The organism is Asanoa sp. WMMD1127 (assembly GCF_029626225.1).
Taxonomy (GTDB): Bacteria; Actinomycetota; Actinomycetes; order Mycobacteriales; family Micromonosporaceae; genus Asanoa.
This window is the reverse complement of record NZ_JARUBP010000001.1, coordinates 6,883,478-6,908,722: the sequence shown is the minus strand read 5'-3', so window position 1 is coordinate 6,908,722 and position 25,245 is coordinate 6,883,478. Positions and strand designations below refer to the sequence as shown.

General features: G+C 71.7%; 29 protein-coding genes and 1 pseudogene. 20 read left to right on the top strand and 10 right to left on the bottom strand.

Features of this window, described 5'->3' with window-relative positions:
- Positions 1-141: 141 nt before the first annotated feature.
- Genes O7635_RS32965 through ugpC form a run of 4 tightly spaced genes read left to right on the top strand, consistent with a single transcriptional unit; the run spans position 142 to position 4,411 of the window.
- Positions 142-1,413 (top strand): ABC transporter substrate-binding protein, encoded by a 1,272-nt coding sequence (locus O7635_RS32965; protein WP_278084401.1) that lies wholly within the window; start codon positions 142-144, stop codon positions 1,411-1,413.
- Positions 1,410-2,360 (top strand): sugar ABC transporter permease, encoded by a 951-nt coding sequence (locus tag O7635_RS32960; RefSeq protein ID WP_278084400.1) that lies wholly within the window; start codon positions 1,410-1,412, stop codon positions 2,358-2,360. Before O7635_RS32965 ends, O7635_RS32960 begins: the two co-directional genes overlap by 4 nt.
- On the top strand, positions 2,360-3,199 hold the full coding sequence (locus O7635_RS32955) for a carbohydrate ABC transporter permease (protein WP_278084399.1): 840 nt from the start codon (positions 2,360-2,362) through the stop codon (positions 3,197-3,199). Before O7635_RS32960 ends, O7635_RS32955 begins: the two co-directional genes overlap by 1 nt.
- Positions 3,200-3,208: 9 nt before the next feature.
- Entirely contained in the window at positions 3,209-4,411 is a 1,203-nt protein-coding gene (gene ugpC / locus O7635_RS32950) for a sn-glycerol-3-phosphate ABC transporter ATP-binding protein UgpC (protein ID WP_278084398.1), read from the top strand.
- Positions 4,412-4,466: 55 nt separating this feature from the next.
- Here ugpC and O7635_RS32945 read toward each other — a convergent pair whose 3' ends face one another.
- Positions 4,467-4,895 (bottom strand): protein phosphatase, encoded by a 429-nt coding sequence (locus O7635_RS32945; protein ID WP_278084397.1) that lies wholly within the window; start codon positions 4,893-4,895, stop codon positions 4,467-4,469.
- 663 nt (positions 4,896-5,558) lie between these two features.
- Here O7635_RS32945 and O7635_RS32940 point away from each other — a divergent pair.
- Both O7635_RS32940 and O7635_RS32935 read left to right on the top strand, forming a co-directional pair.
- On the top strand, positions 5,559-5,834 hold the full coding sequence (locus O7635_RS32940; RefSeq protein WP_278084396.1) for a hypothetical protein: 276 nt from the start codon (positions 5,559-5,561) through the stop codon (positions 5,832-5,834).
- Between the two features lie 292 nt (positions 5,835-6,126).
- Positions 6,127-6,369: a hypothetical protein gene (locus tag O7635_RS32935; protein WP_278084395.1), complete on the top strand. Its 243-nt coding sequence runs from the start codon at positions 6,127-6,129 to the stop codon at positions 6,367-6,369.
- A 155-nt stretch (positions 6,370-6,524) separates the two neighbouring features.
- Here the strand turns inward: O7635_RS32935 and O7635_RS32930 are convergent, their stop codons facing one another.
- Positions 6,525-7,127: a hypothetical protein gene (locus O7635_RS32930; protein WP_278084394.1), complete on the bottom strand. Its 603-nt coding sequence runs from the start codon at positions 7,125-7,127 to the stop codon at positions 6,525-6,527.
- Between the two features lie 102 nt (positions 7,128-7,229).
- Between O7635_RS32930 and O7635_RS32925 the strand changes: the two genes are divergently transcribed.
- Positions 7,230-7,667 carry an Hsp20/alpha crystallin family protein gene (locus O7635_RS32925; protein WP_278084393.1) on the top strand — a complete coding sequence of 146 codons (438 nt, stop codon included), beginning with the start codon at positions 7,230-7,232 and terminating at the stop codon, positions 7,665-7,667.
- Between the two features lie 298 nt (positions 7,668-7,965).
- On the opposite strand, the gene O7635_RS32920 is transcribed toward O7635_RS32925, so the two are convergent.
- Complete coding sequence (locus O7635_RS32920; protein WP_278084392.1) at positions 7,966-8,319, bottom strand: hypothetical protein; 354 nt, start codon at positions 8,317-8,319, stop codon at positions 7,966-7,968.
- 168 nt (positions 8,320-8,487) lie between these two features.
- Here O7635_RS32920 and O7635_RS32915 point away from each other — a divergent pair, with 168 nt between their 5' ends.
- The 3 genes from O7635_RS32915 to O7635_RS32905 are packed head-to-tail and all read left to right on the top strand — an operon-like array spanning position 8,488 to position 11,177.
- A complete protein-coding gene (locus O7635_RS32915) occupies positions 8,488-9,777 on the top strand; it encodes a hemolysin family protein (RefSeq protein WP_278084391.1) in 1,290 nt (429 codons plus the stop codon).
- A 24-nt stretch (positions 9,778-9,801) separates the two neighbouring features.
- On the top strand, positions 9,802-10,797 hold the full coding sequence (locus O7635_RS32910; RefSeq protein WP_278084390.1) for a TerC family protein: 996 nt from the start codon (positions 9,802-9,804) through the stop codon (positions 10,795-10,797).
- Positions 10,794-11,177, top strand: coding sequence for a hypothetical protein (locus O7635_RS32905; RefSeq protein WP_278084389.1), 384 nt, complete (start codon positions 10,794-10,796; stop codon positions 11,175-11,177). The genes O7635_RS32910 and O7635_RS32905 overlap by 4 nt, the downstream gene beginning before the upstream one ends.
- A gap of 170 nt (positions 11,178-11,347) precedes the next feature.
- Here O7635_RS32905 and O7635_RS32900 read toward each other — a convergent pair whose 3' ends face one another.
- A complete protein-coding gene (locus tag O7635_RS32900; RefSeq protein WP_278084388.1) occupies positions 11,348-11,884 on the bottom strand; it encodes a DUF6882 domain-containing protein in 537 nt (178 codons plus the stop codon).
- A gap of 158 nt (positions 11,885-12,042) precedes the next feature.
- Complete coding sequence (locus O7635_RS32895) at positions 12,043-12,330, bottom strand: hypothetical protein (RefSeq protein WP_278084387.1); 288 nt, start codon at positions 12,328-12,330, stop codon at positions 12,043-12,045.
- A gap of 23 nt (positions 12,331-12,353) precedes the next feature.
- On the opposite strand from O7635_RS32895, the gene O7635_RS32890 reads away from it, so the two are divergent.
- The 9 genes and pseudogenes from O7635_RS32890 (at position 12,354) to O7635_RS32850 (ending at position 19,331) form a co-directional block, all read left to right on the top strand.
- Complete coding sequence (locus O7635_RS32890; RefSeq protein WP_278084386.1) at positions 12,354-12,737, top strand: NUDIX hydrolase; 384 nt, start codon at positions 12,354-12,356, stop codon at positions 12,735-12,737.
- 347 nt (positions 12,738-13,084) lie between these two features.
- The gene (locus O7635_RS32885; RefSeq protein WP_278084385.1) at positions 13,085-13,777 is read left to right on the top strand and encodes a methyltransferase domain-containing protein; all 693 of its coding nucleotides are present in this window, start codon (positions 13,085-13,087) and stop codon (positions 13,775-13,777) included.
- A 21-nt stretch (positions 13,778-13,798) separates the two neighbouring features.
- Positions 13,799-14,347, top strand: a complete 549-nt coding sequence (locus O7635_RS32880; protein ID WP_278084384.1) for a winged helix-turn-helix domain-containing protein — start codon at positions 13,799-13,801, stop codon at positions 14,345-14,347.
- On the top strand, positions 14,344-15,258 hold the full coding sequence (locus O7635_RS32875) for an MBL fold metallo-hydrolase (RefSeq protein WP_278084383.1): 915 nt from the start codon (positions 14,344-14,346) through the stop codon (positions 15,256-15,258). Before O7635_RS32880 ends, O7635_RS32875 begins: the two co-directional genes overlap by 4 nt.
- 82 nt (positions 15,259-15,340) lie before the next feature.
- Positions 15,341-16,666 (top strand): cytochrome P450, encoded by a 1,326-nt coding sequence (locus O7635_RS32870; protein ID WP_278084382.1) that lies wholly within the window; start codon positions 15,341-15,343, stop codon positions 16,664-16,666.
- 70 nt (positions 16,667-16,736) lie between these two features.
- Positions 16,737-17,627 (top strand): alpha/beta hydrolase, encoded by an 891-nt coding sequence (locus O7635_RS32865; RefSeq protein ID WP_278084381.1) that lies wholly within the window; start codon positions 16,737-16,739, stop codon positions 17,625-17,627.
- On the top strand, positions 17,614-18,432 hold the full coding sequence (locus O7635_RS32860) for an SDR family oxidoreductase (protein WP_278084380.1): 819 nt from the start codon (positions 17,614-17,616) through the stop codon (positions 18,430-18,432). Before O7635_RS32865 ends, O7635_RS32860 begins: the two co-directional genes overlap by 14 nt.
- Positions 18,429-18,584 (top strand): annotated as a pseudogene (locus O7635_RS32855) (helix-turn-helix domain-containing protein); the annotation flags it as partial. The gene O7635_RS32860 and the pseudogene O7635_RS32855, both read left to right, overlap by 4 nt.
- Before the next feature lie 12 nt (positions 18,585-18,596).
- Positions 18,597-19,331, top strand: a complete 735-nt coding sequence (locus tag O7635_RS32850; RefSeq protein ID WP_347405351.1) for a transposase — start codon at positions 18,597-18,599, stop codon at positions 19,329-19,331.
- Here O7635_RS32850 and O7635_RS32845 read toward each other — a convergent pair.
- Positions 19,272-20,132, bottom strand: coding sequence for a hypothetical protein (locus O7635_RS32845; protein ID WP_278084379.1), 861 nt, complete (start codon positions 20,130-20,132; stop codon positions 19,272-19,274). The genes O7635_RS32850 and O7635_RS32845 overlap by 60 nt on opposite strands.
- Positions 20,133-20,251: 119 nt before the next feature.
- Here O7635_RS32845 and O7635_RS32840 point away from each other — a divergent pair, with 119 nt between their 5' ends.
- The gene (locus O7635_RS32840; RefSeq protein WP_278084378.1) at positions 20,252-21,796 is read left to right on the top strand and encodes an alpha/beta hydrolase; all 1,545 of its coding nucleotides are present in this window, start codon (positions 20,252-20,254) and stop codon (positions 21,794-21,796) included.
- A 6-nt stretch (positions 21,797-21,802) separates the two neighbouring features.
- Here O7635_RS32840 and O7635_RS32835 read toward each other — a convergent pair whose 3' ends face one another.
- The 4 genes from O7635_RS32835 to O7635_RS32820 are packed head-to-tail and all read right to left on the bottom strand — an operon-like array spanning position 21,803 to position 25,135.
- Positions 21,803-22,420: a response regulator transcription factor gene (locus O7635_RS32835; RefSeq protein ID WP_278084377.1), complete on the bottom strand. Its 618-nt coding sequence runs from the start codon at positions 22,418-22,420 to the stop codon at positions 21,803-21,805.
- Entirely contained in the window at positions 22,417-23,565 is a 1,149-nt protein-coding gene (locus O7635_RS32830; protein ID WP_278084376.1) for a sensor histidine kinase, read from the bottom strand. The genes O7635_RS32835 and O7635_RS32830 overlap by 4 nt, the downstream gene beginning before the upstream one ends.
- Positions 23,523-24,320, bottom strand: a complete 798-nt coding sequence (locus O7635_RS32825; protein WP_278084375.1) for an ABC transporter permease — start codon at positions 24,318-24,320, stop codon at positions 23,523-23,525. The genes O7635_RS32830 and O7635_RS32825 overlap by 43 nt, the downstream gene beginning before the upstream one ends.
- Positions 24,317-25,135: an ABC transporter ATP-binding protein gene (locus O7635_RS32820; RefSeq protein ID WP_278084374.1), complete on the bottom strand. Its 819-nt coding sequence runs from the start codon at positions 25,133-25,135 to the stop codon at positions 24,317-24,319. Before O7635_RS32820 ends, O7635_RS32825 begins: the two co-directional genes overlap by 4 nt.
- Between the last annotated feature and the right edge of the window lie 110 nt (positions 25,136-25,245).

Here is a 25,245-nt window from a genome sequence, read left to right as displayed (position 1 = left end):
GGCGTCGCGGTTACGTAAGGCGACCGTACCGTGTCTCGCCGTTGTCCACGAGATGTACGCCCGGTCCACGTTTGCTTTCCCGGTGTGTTGGGCATGGACCGAGATCGGCAAACCGCAATGACGCGGGAACGGAGGTCGGATATGGCGGAACGATCTCGAGGACGCAGAAAGCGGGGCCTGGCGACGCTCGCCACCCTTGCCCTGCTGGCCCCGACAGCCGCATGCGCCGGCGGTGACGACGGTGGGATACCGGAGATCAACGTCTACTACGCGCCGGAGGAGAACTTCCAGAAGGTCGTCGACGACTGCAACCAGCAGGCGCAGGGGCGCTACCGCATCGCGTACCAGGTGCTGCCGCGCGGCGCCGACGACCAGCGGGTGCAGATGGTGCGCCGGCTGGCCGCCGAGGACGACGGCATGGACGTGCTGGGGCTCGACGTGACTTGGACGGCGGAGTTCGCGAGCGCGAAGTGGATCCGCGAGTGGACCGGGCAGGAGAAGCAGGAGGCGTCGCAGGGCACGCTGCAGCAGCCGCTGGAGTCGGCGTCCTTCGAGGGCAAGCTCTACGCGGCGCCCAAGAACACCAACACGCAGCTGCTCTGGTACCGCAGCGACCTCGTGCCGAACCCGCCGAAGACCTGGGACGAGATGATCCAGATGTCCCAGGACCTCAAGAGCCAGGGCAAGCCCTACGAGATCGACACCATGGGCGCGCAGTACGAGGGCCTGGTGGTGCTCTACAACAACATGGTCGCCAGCGGCGGCGGGAAGCTGCTCAACGACGAGGGCACCAAGGTCGAGTTCGACCAGGGCGCCGTCGCCGCGCTCGGCACGCTGCAGAAGTTCGCGTCGGCCGGCGTCACCAACCCGTCGTTCACCAACACCCAGGAGGACGGGGCCCGGCTGCAGTTCCAGGGCGGCAGCGGGGCGTTCCAGCTCAACTACCCGTTCGTCTGGCCGGCGCTGCAGGAGGGCGCGCCGGACCTGAAGGACAAGGTCAAGTGGGCGCGCTACCCGGGCATCGACGCCAACACGCCGAGCAAGGTGACCATCGGCGGCTACAACCTCGCGGTCTCGTCCTATTCCAAGCACCCCGCGGAGGCGTACGCCGCGGCGCTCTGCCTGCGCTCGCCGGAGCACCAGCTGTTCTCGGCGGTCAACGACGGTGTGCCGCCGACCATCGAGTCCGTCTACGACGACCCCCAGATGGACGAGGCGTACCCCTTCAAGGCCGACATCCTGGCCCAGGTCAAGGACGGCGCCAACCGGCCGATCACCCCGGCCTACCAGAACCTGTCCACGGTGCTCTCGGCGACGCTGTCGCCGCCGTCGGCCATCCGGCCGGAGCAGGACGCGCAGGAGCTGCGCGGCTCGATCCAGGACGCGCTCGAGTCGAAGGGGGTCCTGCCGTGACGACGGAGACCGCCACCAAACCCACCACCCACCGGGCACGGGCGGAGCGGAAGGCCAAGACCCAGCTCAGCGAGGGCAAGAAGCAGGAGCGGCGGCTCGGCTGGCTGCTCTGCGCGCCGGCGGCGATCGTGATGCTCGCCGTCACCGCGTACCCGATCCTCTATTCGGTCTGGCTGTCCTTCCAGCGCTTCGACCTCAAGTTCCCGGACGAGCGCGAGTTCATCGGGCTCGGCAACTACATCACCGTGCTGAGCAACGGCTACTGGTGGACGGCGTTCGGCATCACCGTGCTGATCACCGTCGTCACCGTCGCGGTCGAGCTCGTGCTGGGCATGGCGCTCGCCTGGATCATGTTCAAGACGCTGGTCGGCCGGGGCCTGGTGCGCACCGCGGCGCTGATCCCCTACGGCATCGTCACGGTGGTCGCCGCGTTCTCCTGGAAGTACGCGTGGACGCCGGACACCGGCTACCTCGCGGGCGTGTTCGCCGACGGCGCCCCGCTGACCGAGCGGGCCAGCTCGCTGGCGATCATCATGCTGGCGGAGATCTGGAAGACCACGCCGTTCATGGCGCTGCTGCTGATGGCCGGCCTCGCGCTGGTGCCCGACGACCTGCTCAAGGCCGCCTCGATGGACGGCGCTACGGGTTGGCAGCGGTTCACCAAGGTGATGCTGCCGGTGATGAAGCCGGCGATCCTGGTCGCGCTGCTGTTCCGCACCCTCGACGCCTTCCGCGTCTTCGACAACATCTACGTGCTGACCGCCGGGGCCAACAACACCTCGTCGGTCTCGATGCTGGCCTACAACAACCTGATCCGCGGTCTCAACCTCGGCATCGGGTCGACCATGTCGGTGCTGATCTTCATCGCGGTGGCCATCATCGCGTTCATCTTCGTGAAGCTCTTCGGCACGGCGGCACCCGGCAGTGACGAGGAGGGGAGGCGCTGATGGCCGTCATGGACCAGTCCGCCGCCGCCAAGTGGCGGTGGGGCCTGCTCGATGTTGTCGTGATCGTCTTCGCGCTGATCCCGGTGCTGTGGATCGCCTCGCTTTCGTTCAAGACCCCGGCGACGGTCACGGACGGCAACTTCATCCCGCGCGAGTGGACGCTGGAGAACTACCGCAACATCTTCAGCACCGACCAGTTCGTCCGCGCCCTGATCAACTCGATCGGCATCGGGCTCATCTCGACGCTGGTCGCGGTGGTGCTGGGCACGATGGCCGCGTACGCCATCGCCCGGCTCGACTTCCCCGGCAAGAAGCTGCTGATCGGCATCTCGCTGCTGATCGCGATGTTCCCGCAGGTGTCGCTGGTCTCGCCGCTGTTCGAGATCGAGCGGTCGATCGGCCTGTTCGACACGTGGCCGGGCCTGATCCTGCCCTACATCACGTTCGGCCTGCCGCTGGCCATCTACACGCTGTCGGCGTTCTTCCGTCAGATCCCCTGGGACCTGGAGAAGGCGGCCAAGATGGACGGCGCCACCCAGGGTGAGGCGTTCCGGCGGGTGATCGCGCCGCTGGCCGCACCGGGCGTGTTCACCACCGCGATCCTGGTGTTCATCTTCTGCTGGAACGACTTCCTGTTCGCCATCTCGCTGACCTCGACCGAGCGCTCGCGCACGGTCCCGGCGGCGCTGTCGTTCTTCCAGGGCGCGTCGCAGTTCGAGGACCCGACGGGCGCCATCTGCGCCGCGGCCGCGGTCATCACCGTACCGATCATCCTGTTCGTGCTGTTCTTCCAGCGGCGCATCGTCTCCGGCCTGACCTCCGGCGCCGTGAAGGGTTAGGGGTACTCAATGGCTGACATCGTTCTCGACAAGGTGACCAAGGCGTTCCCCGACGGCACGCTGGCGGTGCAGGAGTTCAACCTGGAGATCGCGGACGGCGAGTTCGTGATCCTGGTCGGCCCGTCCGGGTGCGGGAAGTCGACGACCCTCAACATGATCGCCGGCCTGGAGGACATCACCTCCGGCGAGCTGCGCATCGACGGGCAGAAGGTCAACGACAAGGCGCCCCGGGACCGGGACATCGCGATGGTGTTCCAGTCGTACGCGCTCTATCCGAACATGACCGTGCGGGAGAACATGGCGTTCCCGCTGAAGCTGGCCAAACTGTCCAAGGAGGAGATCGATCGCAAGGTCGACGAGGCGGCCAAGGTGCTGGAGCTGACCGCCCTGCTCGACCGCAAGCCGGCCAACCTCTCCGGTGGCCAGCGGCAGCGGGTGGCGATGGGCCGGGCGATCGTCCGGTCGCCGAAGGCGTTCCTGATGGACGAGCCACTGTCCAACCTGGATGCCAAGCTGCGGGTGCAGATGCGCACGGTCGTGTCGCGGCTGCAGAAGCGCCTGGGCACCACCACGGTATACGTCACGCACGACCAGACCGAGGCGATGACCCTGGGCGACCGGGTGGTCATCATGCGGGCCGGCGCGATCCAGCAGGTGGGCGAGCCGCAGCAGCTCTACGACCACCCCAACAACCTGTTCGTGGCGGGCTTCATCGGGTCGCCGTCGATGAACTTCCTGCCGGCCTCGGTCTCGTCGGAGGGTCGGTTGAAGACGTCGCTGGGCGAGTTCCCGCTGGGGGAGCGGATGCGGCGCGCGGTCGCGGACGCGTCGGGCGACCTGATCGTGGGCATCCGGCCGGAGCACTTCGAGGACGCGTCGCTGATCGAGGACTCGATCCGCCAGCGGGGCGCCGAGTTCGAGGCCACGGCCGACCTGGTCGAGTCGATGGGCTCCGACAAGTACGTCTACTTCACCGTCGAGGGCGAGAAGGCGACGTCGGCGGAACTGGAGGAGCTGGCGGCGGACGCGGGCGGCGGCGACCTGCCGGCGAGCGGCTCGAACCTGGTCTGCCGCTTCTCGGCGGAGTCCCGCGTCAAGGAGGGCGACACGGCCCGCGTCTGGGTCAATCTGGAGAAGATCCACCTCTTCGACCCCTCCGACGGCCGCAACGTCACGCTCCACGAAGGCAGGTCCGCGGGCGTCACCGCCTGACGCCAGTGCCGTCCCGGGATCGCGGCGCGTATCCCGGGACGGCGTCTTCACCGGGCTATCGGAAACGGGCGACGTAACGGCGTTGCCACGGGGTCTCGACGGCACGCGGCGCGTAGTGCTGCCGTACGTAGGCGACCGCTCGGTCGTTGGGCACACCGTCGATCACGGCGAGGCAGGCCAGTGCGGTGCCCGTGCGTCCCTTCCCACCGCCGCAGGCGATCTCGACACGATCGTCCACGGCGCGGGCCCACGCCTCGCGGAGCGCGTCGGCGGTCTCGGCGTCGTCGGACGGCAACCGGAAATCAGGCCAGCGCAGCCAGCGATGCTCCCACTCCACGGCCGGCGGCCGGCGGCCGAGGAGGTAGAGCGCGAAGTTGGGGCGCGCTCCGGGCGGGAGCGGATTGCGCAGTGCGCGGCCGCGGACAAGTCGACCGGACGGCAGTCGCAGCACACCTGCCGCGGCGGGGTCCCATGAGATGCTCATCTGTCGTCAGGGCCACCGCCGCGCGGCGTACCCAGCCTCCTTCCGGTGTGAGTGATGCGATTCTGGTGCCAGGCCGGCCCAACGATGGGCTCACCGAGGTCGGGCAGGGCGCGCATCCGCGTTGACAAGTTTCCGCCACGGCCCGGTCCCGCAGAAGGTCGAGATCGCCGGTCCTGGCCGTGATCAGGACACTCACCGCCGCCGGGGGATCGGCGAACGCGCCAGCCTGCTCGATGTGGTCCGCGCGGGCCAGTTCCCCGTGCAGGCTGTCGCGTGAGCTCGCCTCGACCGTGCTGACCAGGCTGCCGCCGGCCGGCCTCGCCGCCACCAGCGACAGCCACGCGGCGATCGCGAGCCAGGGATGCTGGGCTCTCCACCGGCCGATCCGGGAGGTGAACGGCGAGCGGGCGGCGGTCCGCCGCCGGCGTCCCGCCGGTGCGGGCGACTCGACACCCGGCGTAATCGGCCACCGGGCGTGCTCTCGCGACACGCCGGTGCGCATCGATTCAGCTGACATATGGATCATGCCACGACGCTATGAACCCGCCGCGGTCCGGACCATGAGGTCGACCGCCGAACGCAGTGGGCTGACCACAGCCAGGAGGTGTGGAAGTCCACACCCGCAAGCCCACGCGGATGCCGTCGCACACAACGGGGGCGTGGTTGTCGCGCCGGTGGCGCTGGCGCGCGGAGCTGGCGGCGGACGCCGGCGGCGGCGACCTGCCGGCGAGCGGCTCGAACCTGGTCTGCCGCTTCTCGGCGGAGTCAATGGTCAAGGAGGGCGACACGGCCCGGGTCTGGGTCAACCTGGAGAAGATCCACCTCTTCGACCCCTCCGACGGCCGCAACCTCACGCTCCACGAAGGCACGTCCGCGCGCTTTGCATGCCTTGGTCACGTGGGCAAGGGGAGCCTGACGAGCCGGGGCGTTCGAGAGTGAGGGTCGTGTGGATTTCGCCCAGCAACCGCAGGGCGAGCCCGCAACCGCGGTCGTGGCGCAGGTCCCGGCTGGTGGCGAGGGCCTGCTCGGCGTGGTCGCGCGCCTGCTGGGTCTCGGCCAGGTTGGTCAGCACCAGCGCCTCGCGAAGCCGGTCGTCCAGCTCCCGGGTGATCGCGAGACCCCCGGTGGTGCTTTAACGCCTCCTCGAAGCGGCCCAGCCGGCGCAGCACGATTCCAAGGTTGTGCAGTGTGGACTCGGACTTGTAGCGGTCGCTGAGTTCCTTGCGGCGCGTTGGCGTTGGAACGGACGGGCCGCTCGGGGGCCGGCGCGACGGCGGCCGGTCCCGCGCCCTCGGCCAGCCGCTCCCACACGGCGATCCAGTGCCGCACCGTGGCGGGCGCGACGTCGCACGCGGTCAGGACGGCCGTCCCCAGTTCCCGGCGGGGCAGGGTCTGCCGGGCGAGCATCGTGGCCAACGTGCTGGCGGGCAACACCGCGCCGGCCCGCTCGGCCCGTTTCGCGATCGTCCGGTAGGTCAGACCCCAGCGGTCCCGCACGCCGCGCAGCAGGACGACGAGCTCCGCCGCGGTCGTGACTCCGCGCGGATCGAGCGCCTGCAGGTAGCTCCGTCCCCCGTGGTCACCTGGCGTTGATGATCGCGTGACGGTTCCGCGCCGGGTAACTGCCGGTCAGCGGTCGTGGGCGCGCTGTCGGCGCGTCGACTCGCGGATCTCATCCGCGTGCGCGGCGACGCCGGCTAGGCGGCTCGCCAAGGCGTGGCCGGCGGGCAGGTGACGGGCGGCCTCGGCCAGCAGCGGGACCAGCGCGGCCGCGTCGTCGGTGCCGATCGCGCGATAGAGGTTGTCGAGGCTCGGCTGCGCCGCCGGGCCCAGGTCCTCGAGCGCGCTGAGCAGCCCGGCGAGTTGGCGCAGGTCGGCGCCCTGCGTGCGGGCCCAGTCGTCGACGGCCCGGTCGGCGGCGCGGCGGTCGCGCACCACCTGGACGCGTTGGTCGCGGGTGCTCGGCTCGGCGTCGTCGCCGGGCGCGAGGCGCAGGAAGCGCCGCTCCGCCGCCTGGCGGCTGGCCACGCCGAGCGCGGGCGCGAGCTCGGCCCAGCTGGCGCCGGCATCGCGGGCGCCGGCGATCAACTGCCGTTCCCAGCCGTCGAGCCGCGCCCGGAGGCGCCGCAGCGCCACGAGGGCGGCCAGCAGGTCGTCGACCGGGACGTCCTCGGTGCGGTCGACGGCCTCGGCCATGGCCTGCTCCAACGCGGCCACGGGGTTCGATGTCATAGGTGAGATGACCAATCAGCTTGTCGTCGTTCCGATGACATGGTACAACGAAGGGGAAGCGCATTGACACCGTCGTACGACAGGTGAAAGGGGTGAGAGTCGATGTTGATGCGCACCGATCCCTTCCGTGAGATCGACCAGGTGGCCCAGCGCCTCCTCGGCGCCCAGCCGGGCACGTGGTCCCGGCCGGCGGCGATGCCGCTGGACGCGTACCGCAGCGGCGACCAGCTGGTGATCGCGTTCGACCTGCCCGGCGTCGCGCCGGAGGCCATCGATATCGACATCGAGCGCAACGTGCTGACCGTCAAGGCCGAACGCCGCCCGCTGCTCGTCGACGACGACGCCGCGGTCCAGGTGTCCGAGCGTCCGTTGGGCGTCTTCTCGCGGCAGGTGTTCCTCGGCGACGCCCTCGACACCGACCGGATAGCGGCGAGCTACGACGACGGCGTGCTGGTGGTCAAGATTCCGGTGGCCGAGCAGGCGAAGCCGCGCAAGGTCGCCGTCAACGCGAAGGGTGGACAGCAGGCGATCGACGCCTGAGCCGGGCCAAGGGGGTGACCGACGATGGTCGAGACGATCGACGACGCCTTCATCGAGCTGCTCTGCGCTGACGAGGAGCTGCTGCGGGCCGAGTTCGACGCCATCGTCGCCGCGTCCTGGGACGAGGACGAGCCGCCGCCACCACCGCCTCCGCCGTCCCCGCCGCGGCCCGACGAGGATCCGCCGCCACGGCCGACGTCATCCGCCACCGCGCGAAAGCGAAAGGAGGTCCGTCCCGCACACCACGATCCCGGTCCGATCCGGCGGAGACAACGGTCTCCTCCGCGCGAAGAGGGGCTCACCGACCTGGTGAGCCCCTCTTTCTCGGCACCTGCGGCGCCGGCGTGCGGGGCAGCGGCGGCAGGGTCCGCGGCAGGCGTTCCTGGCGGCGCCGGAGAAGCCCGTTGAGATAGAGCAGGGCCAGCCCGAGCACGCCCATGTCGTCCAGATAGATGGGGTCCGGCAGCACGTCCACCGGGAAGATGGTGAAGACCAGGGCGCCGTAGAACGCGACTTTGCCACCGAACCCCAGCGTCCCCAGCTGGTTGCGGACCCGGACCACGCGTACCCCGAGCACGATCGCGCCGATCAGCGAGCCGAGCGCCAGGAGCGCCCCGACCACGATGACGAGGATCCACGCCTCGCGGGACATGGCGCCACCGTAACAACGCGCCGGTTCGACCGCTCGCTGACCAGGATTGCTTTCAGCCTCACCGGGTAACCTTCACGGCTCCCAGGCGGCCGCGCGTGTAAAGACGCGTGGCCGCCCGGGTTTACCGGTCTACTGGTGCTGGAACGCCCGAACGACGGAGGGACGCCCGTGGGGGGCTATGGGGTGCAGATCGCGCTCGTACTCGTGCTGGTGCTGTTGAACGCGGTCTTCGCCGGCAGCGAGATGGCCCTCGTGTCGCTCCGGGAGGGGCAGATCCGGCGGCTGGAGCGCTCGTCGCGCGGCGGGCAGGTGCTGGCGCGGCTCGCCGACGACCCGAACCGGTTCCTCGCGACCATCCAGATCGGCATCACGCTCGCCGGTTTCCTGGCGTCGGCGGCCGCCGCGGTCTCGCTGGCCCAGCCGTTGATCGAGCCCCTGGGCTTCCTCGGCGGCGCGGCCGAGCCCGTGTCGATCGTCGTGGTCACCATCGTGCTGACGTTCTTCACGCTGGTCTTCGGCGAGCTGGCGCCCAAGCGGATCGCGATGCAGCGCGCCGAGGGCTGGGCGCTCGCCGTCGCGCGTCCCCTCGACCTGCTCTCCACCATCTCGCGGCCGCTGGTCTGGCTGCTGGGAAAGACCAGCGATCTGGTCGTACGAGTGAGCGGCGGTGACCCCGAGGCCGCCCGCGAGGAGGTCAGCACCGAGGAGCTGCGGGACATGGTGGCCGCGCAGCAGACCATCCCCGACGACCAGCGCATGATCATCAGTGGCGCGTTCGAGGTCGCCGACCGGGTGCTGCGCGAGGTGCTGACGCCGCGCGGTGCGGTGTTCACGCTAGCCGCCGACACCGTCGCCACCGAGGCGCTCCGCGAGATCGTCAAGGCCGGGCAGTCGCGGGCGCCGGTGGTCGGGCCGACCGGGCTCGACGACGTGCTCGGCATCGTGCACATCCGCGACCTCGTCGACGTCGACGGGCCGGTCGCGGCGAGCGCCAACCCGGCCGTGTTCCTGCCCGAGACGCTCAAGGTGACCGACGCGATCCGCCAGCTCCGGCAGCAGCGCCAGCAGTTCGCCATCGTGGTCGACGAGCGCGGAGCGGTCGACGGGATCGTCACCATGGAGGACCTGGTCGAGGAGATCGTCGGCGAGATCTACGACGAGACCGACCGGGACGTGCAGAACGTCATCCGTACGAAGGAGGGGGACCTGCTGCTCGTCGGCACGTACCCCATCCATGATCTGCCCGATATCGGCGTGGACCTGGGCGACGAGGATCCGCGCGACTACACGACGATCGCCGGGCTGCTGCTGGCCCGGCTGGGGCACATCCCGACCGCCCCGGGCGAGACGGTCGAGCTTCCGGGACACACCGCGGAGGTCGCCGAGGTGACGGGACGCGCGATCACCCGGGTCCGCCTCCGCGCCCGGGTGGACGCCGTAGGGCAAGCTCAACGCTGATCACGTAGCGACGAAAGGACGGTAATGCTGGAGGTCAGCGCCCTCGGGTGGACGCTCACGATCCTGGTCATCCTCGGACTACTCGCCCTCGACCTGATCATCGGTACGCTCAAACCGCACGCCGTCCACTTCAAGGAAGCGGTCGCGTGGTCGGTCTTCTACATCGCGGTGGCCGTCGTCTTCGGCGTGGTGTTCGCGTCGATCTCGGGCTGGACCTACGGCACGGAGTACTTCGCCGGCTACCTGGTCGAGAAGAGCCTCTCCGTCGACAACCTCTTCGTCTTCGTGATCATCATGACGACCTTCGCCGTCCCGGCGGCGCACCAGCAACGCGTACTCACCTTCGGCATCGTGCTCGCCCTGGCGTTCCGCGTCGTCTTCATCGTGCTCGGCGCGACGCTGCTGTCGCTGTTCTCCTTCATGTTCCTGGTCTTCGGCCTGCTGCTGATCTACACGGCGGTCCAGCTCTACCGGCACCGCGACGAGGACCCGGACGCCGACAACGCGTTGGTACGGGCGACCCGCCGGCTGGTCCCGGTCACCGACGACTACCGCGGCGGCAAGCTGTTCACCAAGGAGAACGGCAAGCGGGTGGCCACGCCGCTGTTCGTGGTGCTGATCGCGATCGGCAGCACCGACCTGCTCTTCGCCCTGGACTCCATCCCCGCCGTCTTCGGAGTGACGGAGGAGGCATACATCGTCTTCACCGCCAACGCCTTCGCGTTGCTCGGCCTGCGGGCCCTGTTCTTCCTCGTGGCCGGGCTGCTGGACCGGCTGGTCTACCTGTCGACCGGGCTCGCGATCATCCTGGGCTTCATCGGCGTGAAGCTCGCGCTGCACTGGGCCCACGAGGACATCTCCGACAGCGTCTGGGAGATCTCGACGAACCTGTCCCTGCTCGTGATCGCCGGCGTCCTGATCGTCACGACGGTCGCCAGTTTGGTGGCGGTGCGGCGTGACCCGAGCAAGAAGGCGCACGCGGGCTCCATCCGCGCGCGCCGGCCGGAGAACCCCGAGTGACCCGGTATCTGACCCGGCAGTTCGCCATGGGCGCGCTGCGCCGCGGTAAGGGCATCGAACAGTTCCTCGGTGGCGCGGAGGTCAACGGCGAGGCGGCCGTCCGGTGGGTCGAGGTCGCGCCCCGGTCCGGCGAGTACCGCATCAGCCTGCACACGGTGCGGGATCCGGACGATGACCAGTTCCTCGACCTGCCCAACTTCGTGTCACTGGATCCGGTCGACGAGGACTACGTAGGTCAGGGCCGGGAGCTGGGTCGCGGCGCGGACCCGGAGGAGGCGGTCAGGTTGGCCGAGGAGCTGACCGCGGCCAGGCCGGATCGCTGGGTCAACACCGCGGTGGCCGGCGAGGACTACGCCGACTACGTCCGCCGGTCTCGCTGACGCCGAGCCGGTACGGACCACGCGGTGGAACCGGCGGAGGATCTGCCCGGTCTCGGCGGGTACACCGAGATTCATTGGCAGGCCGACGTTCTGGGCGACCCGTGCTCGCGGGCGCCGACCGGGGGATCGCGCTCGTCGTCCTCGACGACCACTGACCCGCCGCGGCCCGGTCAGTGGCGGGCGGTCGGCCCGTCGCCGGCGCGAGGGCTGACGGTGACCGGCCCGAAGGTGATGATCGGGATGACCGCGCCGTTGGTCGGCTGGTAGAAGCCGCCCGCTTCGGTGATCCGGACCGCCAGCGCGGTCAGCGTGTGGGCGAGGTCGTCGTCGGCCTGAAGCTGGGGCTGTTCCAGCGTCGCGTGGCCGTGCTCGCGAGCCCAGTCGCGGACCCGGCGGGAGTCGCGGCTGAGGTCGGGGAGGACCGACTCGTTGGCCCAGGCCCACAGCCACGACCCGGCGGCCCGGTTGTAGGAGGCGAGGATCTGCGCCGGCGCGGTCGCGACCCGTCCGGGAACGACCAGGTGATCATGCCGGTCTGCTGGTCGAGGTCCCGGCGCTCCGCGGTGCCGAGACCCCAGGCCGCGTGGGCGGCGGCGAGCCGGCCGATCATGTCCTGCCCCTGCAGCAGCAGGACGCTCAGGTCCACGGGCTCGGGCTGCTTGCGCTTGAAGATCGACATGGGCACGAGCATCGCACGCGTCGGGCATTCAGTGGAGGCTGGCGGTCGAGCAGGTTCCTCGTCGAGATCCTGCGCGGGGACCTGATCGCCGGAATCAGCTCGCAGGTCTTCGCCCGCTTCGCCGGCGACCGCGTGGAGACCAGGCGCACCCGGCGGCAGGAGACCGCCGAGTCGGAGCCGCACCGGTCAGTCGTCGCACACCACCGACACCCGCGTCACGCTGCCGGGCGCGACACGGAACGCCTCGGTGATCTGTCCCGTCGCGGGGTCGATCAGCGCGTGATTGACTGCCGCGCCGTCGCCGGGACTCACGAGCAGGGTGCAGTTCGGCGCCGAATAGGGCGGCGCGGGCGTCTCACCCGGCAGCACGGCGAGCAGCGCGACCGCCGCCACGGCGGCGACCTTCCACGCCGGTCCACGGGCGGCGGTGGCGCGGCCCGCGGGCTCCGGCCGGTCGAGGTCGATCAACGCCATCGGGTCACCCTAAGCTGCCGAGGGTGACGGTCTCGGTCAAGGGCGTGCTGCGCCTCCCGGACGGGTTCCTGCTGCTGCGCAACGACCGCGCCGAGTGGGAGTTGCCCGGCGGCCGGCCGGAAGCGGGGGAGACCCTGCCCGCGGCGCTGGCCAGGGAGATTCGCGAGGAGACCGGCCTGCTGGTCACGGTCGGGCCGCACGTCGACGCCTGGGACTACCAGGTGCGCGGCCGGACCGTCCACATCGAGACGTTCGCCTGCCGCGCCACCGCCGCCGAGCAGCCGGTCCGGATCAGCGTCGAGCACCTCGCCGCCGGCTGTTTCGGGCTCGACGACCTGGCCGGCCTCGCGCTGCCCAGCGGCTACGCCGACAGCATCCGGCGGGCGGCGTACGCCGGGTTGGTGTGATCCGCACGACGCTTGAACGAGCGTTCACCGGGTACCAGCCGCCGCATGAGATCAGGCAACACGCGGGTACGGCCGCTCGGTGGCGGGATCGGCTGCTTTCTGATGGTCGCGGTCTCGGTGCTGGGCACGATCGCGCTCACCGTCCTGCTGAACCTGGCCCTCTGAACCACGGCGGCGTCAAGCGCGGATCCGCGGGTACCCACGACGCATGAGAATCGGAAACGTCGAGGTGCGCCCGCTGGGCGGCGGGCTCGGCTGCCTACTGATGATCGCTTTCTCCGTCATCGCCTCGATCGTGCTGACCGTCCTGCTCAACCTGCTCCTGTGAGCCGAGGCAGAATCGCCGGATGGTGGACGACGAGACGCTGGCCGACTCCGCGGTCGTGGCCAACTCCGCGATGAACCGCGAGCGCCAGCTCGCCGGCCCGAACAGCTACACCCGCGATCTCGGCTTCAACCCGCTCGACCGGCTGGAACCGCCGCACGGCAAAGCCTGGCTCGACCTCTGCTGCGGCCAGGGCCGTGCCCTGCTCCAGGCCGGCGCCGCGCTCGCCGCCCGCGGCGCCGACGTCGCGCTGGTCGGCGTCGACCTCGTCGACTACTTCGACGCTGGCCCTCGCAACGGCGTCACGCTGGTCTGCGCACCCGTCGCGCGCTGGGAGCCGGACCGCCGCTTCGACCTCATCACGGTCGTGCACGGGCTGCACTACATCGGCGACAAGCTCGACCTCCTCGTCCGCGCCGCGAGCTGGCTGACCGACGCGGGGCTGCTCGTCGCCGACCTCGACCTCACCAGCGTCCGCGACGCCGACACGGGAAAGCCGCTCGGCCGCCCACTGACCAACTGGCTGCGACAACACGGCTTCGCCTACGACGCGCGGCGCCGCCGCATCACCTGCGAAGGCCGCCGGGAGCCGGACGACCTGCCCTACGCCTATCAGGGCGCCGACGACCGGGCCGGACCCAACTACACCGGCCAGCCCGCGGTCCACTCCTTCTATCGGCCCGCAATGCCAAAGAAGTCCTTGACATTTCGCTGATATCAAAGAAGTCTTTGGCATATGCGCGTCACCGATCCTCTGGCGATCAAGGCACTGACCCATCCGCTCCGGCTCGACCTGCTTGAGCTGCTCGCCTCGACCGGCCCCGCGACCGCCGCACACTGCGGACGGCTCCTCGGCGTCCCGCAGGCCAACTGTTCCTTCCACCTGCGGCAGCTCGCCAAGTACGGGTTCGTCGAGGAGGCGGAGCCGGGCGGCGACCGCCGGGAGCGCCAGTGGCGGGTGGTCAGCCCGCGGCCCACGATCAAGGTCGACTCCGGCGACGACCATCTGCTGCGCCGCCAGCTCGAGCGCGTCGTCATCGACCGCGAGACCGCGGCGATCCGGGCCTACGCCGACCGTGAGCAGCACGAGAGCTCCGGCTGCTGGCGCGGCGCGCTCGGCATCACCTCCGGGGTCGTGTCGCTCAGCCCCGAGGAGGCCGCCGAGCTCAGGGCGAAGTGGACGGCTCTGCTGGCCCCCTACGCCGCCCGGGACGAGGGTCCGCGACCCGGCCGGCGACACGTCCGCTACTTCTTCGCGGCCACACCCCTGGGAGACGACCGATGACCCTCACCGCCGGCAACCTCGACGTCCGCTGGAACCATGGCGCGCGCCCGTCCGAGCCGAAGATCCAGGTCCACTGGTACGACGACCGCACGGCCATCCTCCGCCAGAGCAAGGCGGTCAGTTACGAGGCTCCGTTCCTCTACCTGCTCATCGGCGACCGGCGGGCGCTGCTGCTGGACACCGGGGCGACGGCCGACCCGGACCTCTTCCCGTTGCGGGCGACCGTCGACGAGCTGCTCGCGCACCGCACCGGCGACCCGGACTACCCACTGGTGGTCGCGCATTCGCACGGCCATGGCGACCATGTCGCCGCGGACCCGCAGTTCGCCGACCGGCCGGCCACGACGGTGGTCGGCCGCGGCGCCGACGAGGTCAAGGAGTTCTTCGGGTTCGGCGCCACCTGGCCGGCGGAGACTGTCGCGTTCGACCTGGGCGGGCGGGAGCTGGCGATCCTCGCCTCGCCCGGCCACCATCCGGCGGCGATCACCGTCTGGGACCCCCGCACGGGCGTCCTGCTCACCGGCGACACCGTCCTACCTGGACGGTTGTACGCCTTCGACTATCCCGCCTTCCTGGCGACGCTGGATCGACTGGTCGCCTTCGCCGACGGGCACGAGGTGACCCATGTGCTCGGCTGCCACGTGGAGATGCGCGACAAACCCCGGCGGGACTTCCCGATCGGCGCGACCTACCAACCGGGTGAGCGCGCGCTCCAGCTGACCGTCGGCCAGCTGCGGGCCGTCCGGGAGGCGGCCCACGCGGTCGCCGGACGCCGTGGCGCGCACCGGTTCGACGACGTCGTCATCGTCAACGAGCCGCGGCGGCGCCACCTGATGAGGTTGGTGGCGCGCGGCCGGGCCCACCAGGTGCTGGCGCGGTTGTCTCCAAACAGGGCCCGTTTGGAGACATAGATCAACCCTTGTGTCCGGGCGAACGCCGGGGCTACCGTGCTGGTGTCGGGTACTGGACGGTACTCCCATCGCAGGAGGACGGATGGGCCAGATCGACGCTCCCACGGTGCGGATGCCGAAGGCCGCGCAGGCGGTCGGCATGGTCTTCGCCCGCCGCCGGTTCCTGATGCGGCTGCGCGACCGCTACGGCTCGACGTTCGTGCTCGACGTGCCGCCGTTCGGCAAGACGCTGGTGGTCAGCGACTCCGCCGCGCTCAAGCAGCTCTTCACCGCGAGCCCCGACGTCGCCGGCACGCCGCAGCCCAACCTCGGCCGCATGCTCGGCAGCGGCTCCATCTTCGGCCTCGACGGCGAGCCGCACCGCCTGCGCCGCAAGCTGCTCGTCCCGCCGTTCCACGGCAAGCGCATGCAGGCGTACGCCGGGCTGATCGAGGAGGAGTTCCACAAGGAGGCCGCGAGCTGGCCCGTCGGCCGGGAGTTCGCGACCCTGACCCCGTTCATGCGGATCACCCTCAACGTGATCCTGCGCGCGGTGTTCGGGGCCGAGGGCGCGGAGCTGGCCACGCTGCGCGAGACGCTGCCGGCCTTCGTCACCTACGGTTCGCGGCTCACCATGCTGCCGATGAAGGAACGGGGCATCGGGCCGTGGAACCCGTGGCGCCGCTTCCGCGAATACCGCGCCGCCTACGACGAGACCGTGCAGGTGCTCATCGACCGCGCCCGCGCGCAACCCGGCGACGACATCCTCTCGATGATGCTGCAGAGCCGCTACGAGGACGGCGCGCCGATGTCCGACGCGCACGTCAAGGACGAGCTGCTCACGCTGCTCGCCGCCGGCCACGAGACCACCGCGACCACGCTCGCCTGGGCGCTCGAGCGGCTCAGCCGGCACCCGGCCGCCCTGCACGCCCTCGTCGACGACCTCGACCGCGGCGGCACGGAGCTGCTCCAGGCCACCGTCCTGGAGATCCAGCGCACCCGACCCGTCGTCATCAACACGGCCCGCCGGGTCAAGGGCGACGGCCTGGTGATCGGCGGCGGCGCCGTGCCGCCCGGCTGGACCGTGCTCGCCGGCATCGACCTGGTGCAGAGCGACGAGTCCGTGTTCCCCGACGCGCGGCGCTTCGACCCGACCCGGTTCGTCGGCGTCAAACCGGCCACCTACGCGTGGATCCCGTTCGGCGGCGGCACCCGGCGCTGCGTCGGCGCCGCCTTCGCCAACCTGGAGATGACCGTGGTGCTGCGCACGCTGCTGCGCGACTTCGAACTGCGCACGACGTACGCGCCCGGCGAGCGCTGGCACTCGCGCGGTGTCGCGTACGCGCCGGACAAGGGCGGCCGGGTCGTCCTGCACCGCCGCACGAAGCCGCGCCGCGAAGCCGCGCAGCGGATGGAGGTCGAGGCATGAGGGAGCTTGCGACCGAATCATTCGGCTCAGTAGCCCGGTCATGCCCTTCCGAGCGAAGCGAGGCAGGCGCATGAGCGAGGACCGCTTCGCGGACGTCGGCCGCGGCATCCGGCTGTGCTACCGGGAGACCGGCGACGGCCCGCCGCTCGTCCTGGTCGCCGGTCTCGGCCAGCAGCTGCTCTCGTGGCCCGCAGGCTTCGTCGACCTGCTCGCCGGGCGTGGCTACCGGGTGATCACGTTCGACAACCGGGACGCCGGGCTGTCCACGCACGCCGACTACCGGCCACCGTCGCTGGGCGCGATCCTCGCCGGGCGCACCCCCGCGCACGCGTACCACCTCGGCGATCTGGCCCGCGACACCACCGGCCTGCTCGACGCGCTGGAGCTGCCCAGCGCCCACCTCGTCGGCGCGTCGATGGGCGGCATGATCGCGCAGACGGTGGCCGCGCACCATCCCGACCGGGTCCGCACGCTCACCTCGATCATGTCGACGACCGGCGCCCGCTTCGTCGGCCGCCCGCGGCTGTCCACCTGGGCCCTGATGGCGGCGAAGCCGCCGCGGACCCGGGAAGAGGCCGGCGACCGGGCCGTGCGGCTGTTCCGGCACATCGGCTCGCACGGCTACCCCTTCGACGAGCCGGGGGTACGCGCCCGCGCCACCGCCGCCTGGGACCGCGACCACTCGGCGGCCGGGGTGGGCCGGCAGCTCGCGGCGATCTACGCCTCCGGCGACCGCACCGGGGAGCTGCGCCAGGTGCGCGTGCCGACGCTGGTCGTGCACGGCGACCGCGACAGGATGGTGCACCCGAGCGGCGGCCGGATGACCCAGCGGACGATCGCCGGCTCCCGACTGGTGGTGCTGCCCGGGCTCGGCCACGACTGCCCGGCCGGCGTGTGGCCGCGCCTGGTCGACCTGATCGCCGACCACGCCCGCGCGGAGGCCGACGATGTCGCGGCCTGAGCCCCTCGCCGGCCGCACGGTGGTCGTCACCGGCGCCGCGTCCGGGATCGGCCGGGCGTTGGGGCGCCGGCTGTCGGCCGCCGGGTGCCCGGTCGCGCTCGCCGACGTCGACGAGCGCGGGCTCAAGGAGACGGCGGCCGACCTGACCGGGCCGGTGCTGCCGCGCGTGCTCGACGTGCGCGACGCGGCCGCGGTGACCGCCTTCGCGACCGAGGTGCGCGACTGGGCGCCGGCGCCGCTCGGAGCGGTGTTCAACAACGCGGGCGTCGCGATCGGCTCGTCGGTGCTCGGCGCCGTCCCGGCGGACGACGACTGGCTGCATGAGATCAACTTCCGCGGGGTGGTCAACGGGGTGCGGGCGTTCCTGCCGATCCTGGTCGACCAGGACAACGGCACGATCGTCAACACCTCCAGCGTGTACGGCCTGATCGGCGTCCCCTACCAGAGCGCCTACTGTGCCGCGAAGTTCGCCGTGCGCGGGTTCACCGAGGCGCTGCGGCAGGAGCTGCGGGGGACCGGGGTGCGGGCGGCGACCGTACACCCGGGTGGGGTGAAGACCAACATCGCGCGCAACGCCCGGTTCCGCTCGGACCCGGAGGGTCGAGGCCGCACCCACGAGCAGATCGCGGCGGACTTCGACGCGATCGCCCGCACCACGCCCGAGCGCGCCGCCGCGATCATCCACAAAGGAGTCGACCGGGGGCGGCCGCGGATCCTGGTCGGTCCCGACGCCTATCTGGTCGACGCGCTGGCCCGGTTCGCGCCGAACCGCTACTACGACATCATCGCCCGGCTGCGGCGGTGACCGACGATCCCGTCCGGGAGCGCCTGCTCAGGGGGCTGCACCGGGCGATCGAGGAGCGCGGCTACCGGGAGACCACGATCGCCGACATCGTGCGGCACGCGCGGGCGTCGCGCAGCACGTTCTACCAGGTGTACGCGACCAAGGACGACTGCCTGCTGGCGCTGATGGAGGCGGCCAACGCCGCGCTGATGCGCCGCATCGTCACCGCGGTCGACCCGCTGGCGCCGTGGCCGGCGCAGACGCGGCAGGCCGTGCAGGCCTACATCGACCACGTCACCGCCAGCCCGGAGCTGTCGCTGTGCTGGATCCGCGAGTTCCCCTCGCTCGGCCCGGTGGCCGGCCGGGTGCGACGCGAGACGATGGACGCCCTGGCCGAGCTGGTGCAGCGGCTGACCGCCCACGAGCCGTTCCGCCGGGCCGGGCTGGCGCCGGTGTCGCGCGAGCTGGCGCTGGTGATCCTCGGCGGCCTGCGGGAGCTGACCGCGACCGTGCTGGAGGAGGGCGGCGACGTCCGCGACGTGGCGGAGACCGGGATCGCGGCGGCCGTCGCGTTGCTGGCAGCGGCGCCCGGTCGGCCCGCGCCGGCCCCGCCGGCGGACCGCGGACTGCTGCTCACCGACGAGCAGTGGGCCCGCATCCGCCCGCTGCTGTCCACGCCGCGAACCACCGTCGGCCGCCCGGCCGCCCCGCACCGGCAGCTCGTCGAGGCGATCATCTATCGCGACCGGGCCGGGATCGCCTGGCGCGACCTGCCACCGCGGTTCGGGGCGTGGCAGACGGCCTGGAAGCGCCACCGCCGCTGGTCGGCCGACGGCACGTGGGACCGCGTCCGGGCGGTGCTAGACCGGCTCGAGGAACCCGGTCAGCGTGACGACGCCCGGCCCGAAGCGCGCGTCTAGCTCCCGCCGCCGGGCGTCGGTGGCGACGTAGACCTCGGCGGTGACCAGGTTGGCCACCGTGTCGACGCCGGTGCTGAGGATGCCCGGGAGAGTAGCCAGCTCGGTCTGCACCCGGTGCAGCTCCGCGGTGGCGTGGGCCGCTGTCGAGACGCACAGCGCGCCACCCCAGACGGTGCGGAGCCGATCCTCATGGGCGGCCGCGTCGCCGGTGAAGCGGGCGTTGAGCACCAGCCTCCTCGGGTCGTTCTCGCCGCCGTTCTGGTCGATCCAGGCACCCGCCGCCCCGGGCGACGACTCGGCCAGCGCGAGCGCGGCCGCCAACGCCTCGTCGGTGGCCTTGGTCGCGTCGACGACCCGCCAGCCGCCGGGCGGAGGGGGACAGGGACTGGTGAAGTCCGGCACCGCAGGCGAGGTGTCGGCTCGCGCCGGACGCGGTGGTTCCGTCAGCGTGAAGCGCTTGCCGTCGTAGGTGCCGATCACCTCGTAGGTCCCGTAGCGGGTGCCGGCCGTGTCGTGATGATCCAAACCCTCCCAGGACCAGTTGACGATGTCCGGACCACCGCACTGTGGCGGCTGCGACAAGGCGACGTGGCGACAGAGCTGCGGGCCGTGTTCCGCATTCTCGAGCACCATCCCGGAGGCGCGGTAACGGCCGGCGTAGGTCTCCGGGGCGAACGAGCCGCCGCTGTCCGGCTCGGGCTCGACCGGTTCGCCGGGGCCGAATCCTTCGGGTTCGCCGCAGCCGGCCAGGGGAGTGAAGAAGAGGCCGGCAAGGACCAGCAGAACGAGGCGTGGCTTCACACGTGATGTGACGCGACGGGGCCGGAGACGGTTCCAGCGGCAAAACGTGAAGCTGGTTCAGGATGGACGGTTGCTCGATAGCCTGAGGGCAGTCTGTCATCGGTGATCGGGGGGCCGTGATGGTCGGACGTGTCATGACCCTGCGGGCGCTGGCCCGCGTGGCGGTCGCCGGCGCCACGGCGTGCCTGCTCGGCGTGCCGCCGGCCGCCGCCGCGTCGGACGGCCCGCCGGCCGAGCTGCCGGGGGTGGCCTGGGGAGACTGCGACGGGCTGGGCGCGGAGTTCCAGTGCGCCCGCGTCGCCGTGCCCCTCGACTGGGACGACCCGTCCGGCGAGCAGATCGAGCTCGCGGTGATCCGCCGCCTGGCGAGCCGGCCCGACGAGCGCATCGGGTCGATGTTCGTCAACCCCGGCGGGCCCGGCCAGAGCGGCGTCGGCCTCGTCCGGGACAGCGGCGCCGACCTCGACGAGTGGGGTGACGGCCGGTTCGACATCGTCGGCTGGGACCCGCGGGGCACCAACGACAGCACGCCCGTGCGCTGCTTCGCCGACGACGCGGACGAGGCCGAGTTCTGGGCGGGCGTCACGGTGCCGTCGACACCGGCCGAGTCGGCGGCCTATCAGGAGAAGACCGTCGACCTGGCGCGCCGGTGCGGCGAGGTGAGCGGCGACCTGCTCTCGCACATCACCACCGCGGACACCGCACGCGACCTCGACCGGCTCCGCGCCCTCGTCGGCGAAGAGAAGATCACCTACGTCGGCCTCTCGTACGGCTCGATGATCGGCCAGACCTACGCCAACCTGTTCCCCGGCCGGGTACGGGCCATGGTGCTCGACGGTCTGGTCGACGCGGTCGACCAGACGTCCAGCATGGAAGCCAACGTCAGCAACGCCGTGTCGGCCGCCGACGAGGTCTTCGCGCAGTTCGTCGCGCTCTGCCAGGCCGCGGCGACGGGCGAGTGCGCGCTGGCCGGGCACGGCGAGCCGGTCGCCGACCGCGTGGCGCGGCTGTTCGCCCGCGCCCGCCTGGCGCCGCTGCCGGCGCCGAACGCCGACCCGCCGGGCGAGCTGAGCTACGGCGACCTGCTGGTCTCGACGTTCAACCCGCTGCGGCTGCCGTTGACCTGGCCCCAGTTCGCGGCGGACCTCGACGCGGCCGCCGAGGGCGACGCCACGGCCCTGCTGACCGCGGCGCGGGCCATGCAGACACCGGTCGGCTACCGCGCCTCGGTCTGGTCGTCCGCGGTCTCCTGCGGCGACGGCCCGGCCCGGGTGTCGTCGGCGGACTGGCCGGCCCAGGTCACCCGGTTCACCACGGCCGGCGAGCTGTGGGGCCCGGTGCTGGCCTGGTGGCTGTGGGCCCCGTGCGCCTCGGGCTGGCCGGCAGACGCCACCGGCCGCTACGCCGGCCCGTGGAACGCCCGGACCGAGAACCCGATCCTGCTGCTCAGCGCCCGCTACGACCCCGGCACCCCGTATCGCAACGCGGTGACCGCCGAGAGCCGCCTCGGCAACGCGGTCCTGCTGACCCTCGACGGTTACGGCCACCCGAGCTACCAGGTGCCGAGCGCGTGCCTGGACGAGGCCCGGCAGCGCTACCTGGTCGACCTCGTCACGCCGCCCAAGGGCACGACCTGCCAGCCGGACGACCGCCCGTTCGGCTAAGCGCCCTCACAGCAAGCCGGCGGCCATGGCGGTGGTGACGGCGGCGGTGCGGTCGTTGACGCCCAGCTTGGCGTACGCCCGGAGCAGGTGGGTCTTGACCGTCGCCTCGCTGATGAACAGGGCTCGCGCGATCTCGCCGTTGGACGAGCCCCGGGCGACGAGGCGCAGCACCTCCACCTCCCGGGCCGACAGCGTCTCGGCGCGGGGGTGCCGGACCCGGTGCAGCAGGCGCGTGGCGACCGAGGGGCTGAGCACGGTCTCGCCGCGCGCCGCCGCCCGCACCGCCGCCACCAGGTCGGTGCGGGACGCATCCTTCAGCAGGTAGCCGGCGGCGCCCGCCTCGACGGCGCGGAGGATGTCGGCGTCCGTCTCGTAGGTGGTCAGCACGACCACCCGCGCCTCCGGCACCGCCGCCAGGACCTGGGTCGTCGCGCCGACCCCGTCGAGGCCCGGCAGGCGCAGGTCCATCAGCACGACCGACGGGCGCAGCGCCCGGGCCGCCGTCACCGCCTCCGTGCCGGACGCGGCCTCACCGACCACCGCGATGTCGGGCTCGCCCGAGAGCAGGCCCCGCACGCCTGTGCGGACCACCGGATGGTCGTCGACCAGCAACACCGTGATCACACCGGCACCTCCACAGAGACGGTTGTCGGGCCGGTCGGCGACGACGACACGGTGAGCACGCCGCCCACCTGCTCGACCCGGGCCCGCATGCCCGACAGGCCGTAACCGGACGTCGTCGCCAGCGGATCGAAGCCCGGCCCGGGATCGGTCACGGTGAGGGAGACCGCGGCCGGCTCGTAGCCCAGCGCGACCGACGCCTCGCCGCCGGCATGCTTGCGGGCGTTGGTCAGCGCCTCCTGAGCGGCCCGCAGCAACACCACGTCCACCCCCGTCGACAATGGACGGACATCGCCGCGGACCGTCAACGCGGGCGACAGCCGGCGGAGCGCGTCCACGAGCGAGCGGCCGTCGAGCAGCGCCGGCGTCAGCGCCGCCACCAGCGCCCGGGCCTCGCCGAGGTTGTCGCGGGCCGTGTCCAGCGCCAGCGCCAGGTGGCCGTCGGCCAGGGCCGGATCGCGTTCCGCCCGGGCCGCCTGGATCAGCATCACCACGCTCGACAACCCCTGGGCGATCGTGTCGTGGATGTCGCCGGCCAGCCGCTGCCGCTCGGCCAGCATGCCGAGCCGGGCCACCTCGGCCCGCGACGCCGCCAGCTCCCGGATGAGCGCCGCCCGGTCGTCGCTCTGCCGCAACACCCGCTGCGACCAGGTTCCGATGATCGACGTCACCGCAACGATCATCACCACCGACGGCAGCAACTCGACGATCAGTCCCGGGTCGTGCTCGACGAACCACAGCACGACCACGTGCACCGAGGCGAACGCCGTGTCGGCCGGGATGGCCCACCGGGCCGGCAGCACCATGAAGCACTGTGGACAGAGCGCGAAGAGGGCGAACGAGGCGCCGCTGACCTGCGTGACCGCGGCCGTGTAGAGCACGAACGCGCCCGCCAGGTAGGCCACGCCCGCCCACCCGTCGTCCTCGTCGCGCATGAAGCGCCGACCGAGCGTCACGTAGAGCACCGCGATCCCGCCGACCAGGACCACGGCGGCCCAACCGCGGGCGGGGGAGGCCGCGGTCTGCAGCGCGAACACCGCGACCCCGACCCCGACCACCGCGAAATAGGCGTCGAACCAGTGGAACCGGGCCGCCCACGCCGAGCTCAGCTCGTCTGCCGGCCGCGCCAGCGGAACGTGGTCAGACATAGCACCAGGCCTCCGATGCACCAGGCGGCGAGCACGAGAGCGGTGCGCCCATGCTCCCATGACGGCACGACCTCCTGCGGCAGGATGGTGTCCGGCAGGAACGCCGACCGGAACCCCTGCGCCATCCACTTGAGCGGGAACACCGAACCCAGGTTGATCACCCAGTCCGGCAGCGCGCCGACCGGCGTGTAGTAGATGCCCGAGACGAAACCGAGCACGACATAGGGCAGGTTCATCACCGCCGCCGCGCTGCGCGCCGACCGGGCCAGCGCGCTGGCGGCCACGCCGAGCAGGCTGCACGCCACCGTGCCGAGCAGGAACACCCACGCGAACGTCAGCCACCGTGCCGGCGACGTGGGCAGGTCGAGGTCGAAGAGCAGCACGCCGATCGCCACGAGCAGCACCACCTCGGCCAGCGTCACGGCCACGACCAGCAGGATCTTCCCGATGAGGTACGCCACCGGCGGCATCGGCAACCCGCGCAGCCGCTTGAGGGTCCCGTCGTCGCGGTCGGTGGCGATCCCGATGCCGAGGTTGACGAACGTGGTCGAGGCGACGCCCGCCGCGATCATCGACGGCACCAGATATTGCGCCGAGGTCACCGTCGACCCGTCGTAGACACCGCTGAACAGCGACCCGAGCAGGGTCAGCAGCACCGCCGGCAGCGCGAAGGTGAACACCACGGCGTCGCGCTCGCGCCAGAACTGGCGCATCTCGACGCCGGCCCGCGCGGCGCCCAACGTCAACACGGTCATCGCGCCTCTCCGATCAGCTCCAGGTAGACGTCCTCCAACGACGGCCGGGTCACCGACAGACCCGGCACCGGACCGCCGTACGCCGCGGTCAGTCGTGCCACCACCGCGGCGGGGTCGGCCGTCCGCTCCCGACCGTCGCGCCACGACACCGTCGCGACGTCCCGGGCCCCGAGCGCGTCCGGCGCGCCCTCCGCGACCACCCGCCCGCCGGCGACCACCGTGACCCGGTCGGCCAGCGCCTCCGCCTCCTCCAGGTAGTGCGTGGTGAGCAGGACGGTCGTGTCGAGCCCGCGCACCGTCGACCAGAACTGTCGCCGGGCGACCGGGTCGAAGCCGGTGGTCGGCTCGTCGAGGAAGAGCAGCCGGGGCCGCCCGACGATGCCGAGCGCGACGTCGAGCCGCCGCCGCTGGCCGCCGGAGAGCTTGCGGATCCGGCTGTCCCGCTTCTCCGTGAGCCCGACCAGCTCGAGCGTCTCGTCGAGCCCGCGCGGCCGGGGGTAGTAGCGGGCGACGTGCCGGATCAGCTCGCCGACGGTCAGCTCGGCCCCGTCGGCCGTCGACTGCAGCACGATGCCGATCTCGCGCCGCCAGGCCAGGCCCGCCCGGGCCGGGTCGGCGCCCAGCACCGCGACGCTGCCACCGTCGCGGGGCCGGTGGCCTTCGAGGATCTCCACCGTCGTGGTCTTGCCGGCGCCGTTGGGGCCGAGCAACGCCCGCACCTCGCCGTGCGCGATGTCCAGGTCGAGCCCGGCCACCGCCACCGTGTCGCGATAGGACTTCCGCAGCCCTCGCACGCGTACCGCGTCGTCTGTCATGCCTTCGATGGTTCGCCGCGGGACCCCACCGACGGGACGACCGGCGGTCGGAACTCCACTGTCCACCAACCGGTGGACACGAGGGCCGGCGGGCCGGGCGGGGGCTCTCG

Excerpts from the sequence above, each read along its gene's own strand:
- O7635_RS32885 (WP_278084385.1), top strand. The coding sequence starts at position 13,085 with ATGGTGGACGACGAGACGCTGGCCGACTCCGCGGTCGTGGCCAACTCC.
- O7635_RS32920 (WP_278084392.1), bottom strand. The coding sequence starts at position 8,319 with ATGTCCCGCGAGGCGTGGATCCTCGTCATCGTGGTCGGGGCGCTCCTG.
- O7635_RS32865 (WP_278084381.1), top strand. The coding sequence starts at position 16,737 with ATGAGCGAGGACCGCTTCGCGGACGTCGGCCGCGGCATCCGGCTGTGC.
- O7635_RS32945 (WP_278084397.1), bottom strand. The coding sequence starts at position 4,895 with ATGAGCATCTCATGGGACCCCGCCGCGGCAGGTGTGCTGCGACTGCCG.
- O7635_RS32875 (WP_278084383.1), top strand. The coding sequence starts at position 14,344 with ATGACCCTCACCGCCGGCAACCTCGACGTCCGCTGGAACCATGGCGCG.
- O7635_RS32860 (WP_278084380.1), top strand. The coding sequence starts at position 17,614 with ATGTCGCGGCCTGAGCCCCTCGCCGGCCGCACGGTGGTCGTCACCGGC.
- O7635_RS32955 (WP_278084399.1), top strand. The coding sequence starts at position 2,360 with ATGGCCGTCATGGACCAGTCCGCCGCCGCCAAGTGGCGGTGGGGCCTG.
- O7635_RS32830 (WP_278084376.1), bottom strand. The coding sequence starts at position 23,565 with ATGTCTGACCACGTTCCGCTGGCGCGGCCGGCAGACGAGCTGAGCTCG.
- O7635_RS32965 (WP_278084401.1), top strand. The coding sequence starts at position 142 with ATGGCGGAACGATCTCGAGGACGCAGAAAGCGGGGCCTGGCGACGCTC.
- ugpC (WP_278084398.1), top strand. The coding sequence starts at position 3,209 with ATGGCTGACATCGTTCTCGACAAGGTGACCAAGGCGTTCCCCGACGGC.
- O7635_RS32895 (WP_278084387.1), bottom strand. The coding sequence starts at position 12,330 with ATGGCGTTGATCGACCTCGACCGGCCGGAGCCCGCGGGCCGCGCCACC.
- O7635_RS32900 (WP_278084388.1), bottom strand. The coding sequence starts at position 11,884 with ATGCCCGACGCGTGCGATGCTCGTGCCCATGTCGATCTTCAAGCGCAA.
- O7635_RS32870 (WP_278084382.1), top strand. The coding sequence starts at position 15,341 with ATGGGCCAGATCGACGCTCCCACGGTGCGGATGCCGAAGGCCGCGCAG.
- O7635_RS32910 (WP_278084390.1), top strand. The coding sequence starts at position 9,802 with ATGCTGGAGGTCAGCGCCCTCGGGTGGACGCTCACGATCCTGGTCATC.
- O7635_RS32840 (WP_278084378.1), top strand. The coding sequence starts at position 20,252 with ATGGTCGGACGTGTCATGACCCTGCGGGCGCTGGCCCGCGTGGCGGTC.
- O7635_RS32925 (WP_278084393.1), top strand. The coding sequence starts at position 7,230 with ATGTTGATGCGCACCGATCCCTTCCGTGAGATCGACCAGGTGGCCCAG.
- O7635_RS32820 (WP_278084374.1), bottom strand. The coding sequence starts at position 25,135 with ATGACAGACGACGCGGTACGCGTGCGAGGGCTGCGGAAGTCCTATCGC.
- O7635_RS32850 (WP_347405351.1), top strand. The coding sequence starts at position 18,597 with ATGGAGGCGGCCAACGCCGCGCTGATGCGCCGCATCGTCACCGCGGTC.
- O7635_RS32930 (WP_278084394.1), bottom strand. The coding sequence starts at position 7,127 with ATGACATCGAACCCCGTGGCCGCGTTGGAGCAGGCCATGGCCGAGGCC.
- O7635_RS32880 (WP_278084384.1), top strand. The coding sequence starts at position 13,799 with ATGCGCGTCACCGATCCTCTGGCGATCAAGGCACTGACCCATCCGCTC.
- O7635_RS32825 (WP_278084375.1), bottom strand. The coding sequence starts at position 24,320 with ATGACCGTGTTGACGTTGGGCGCCGCGCGGGCCGGCGTCGAGATGCGC.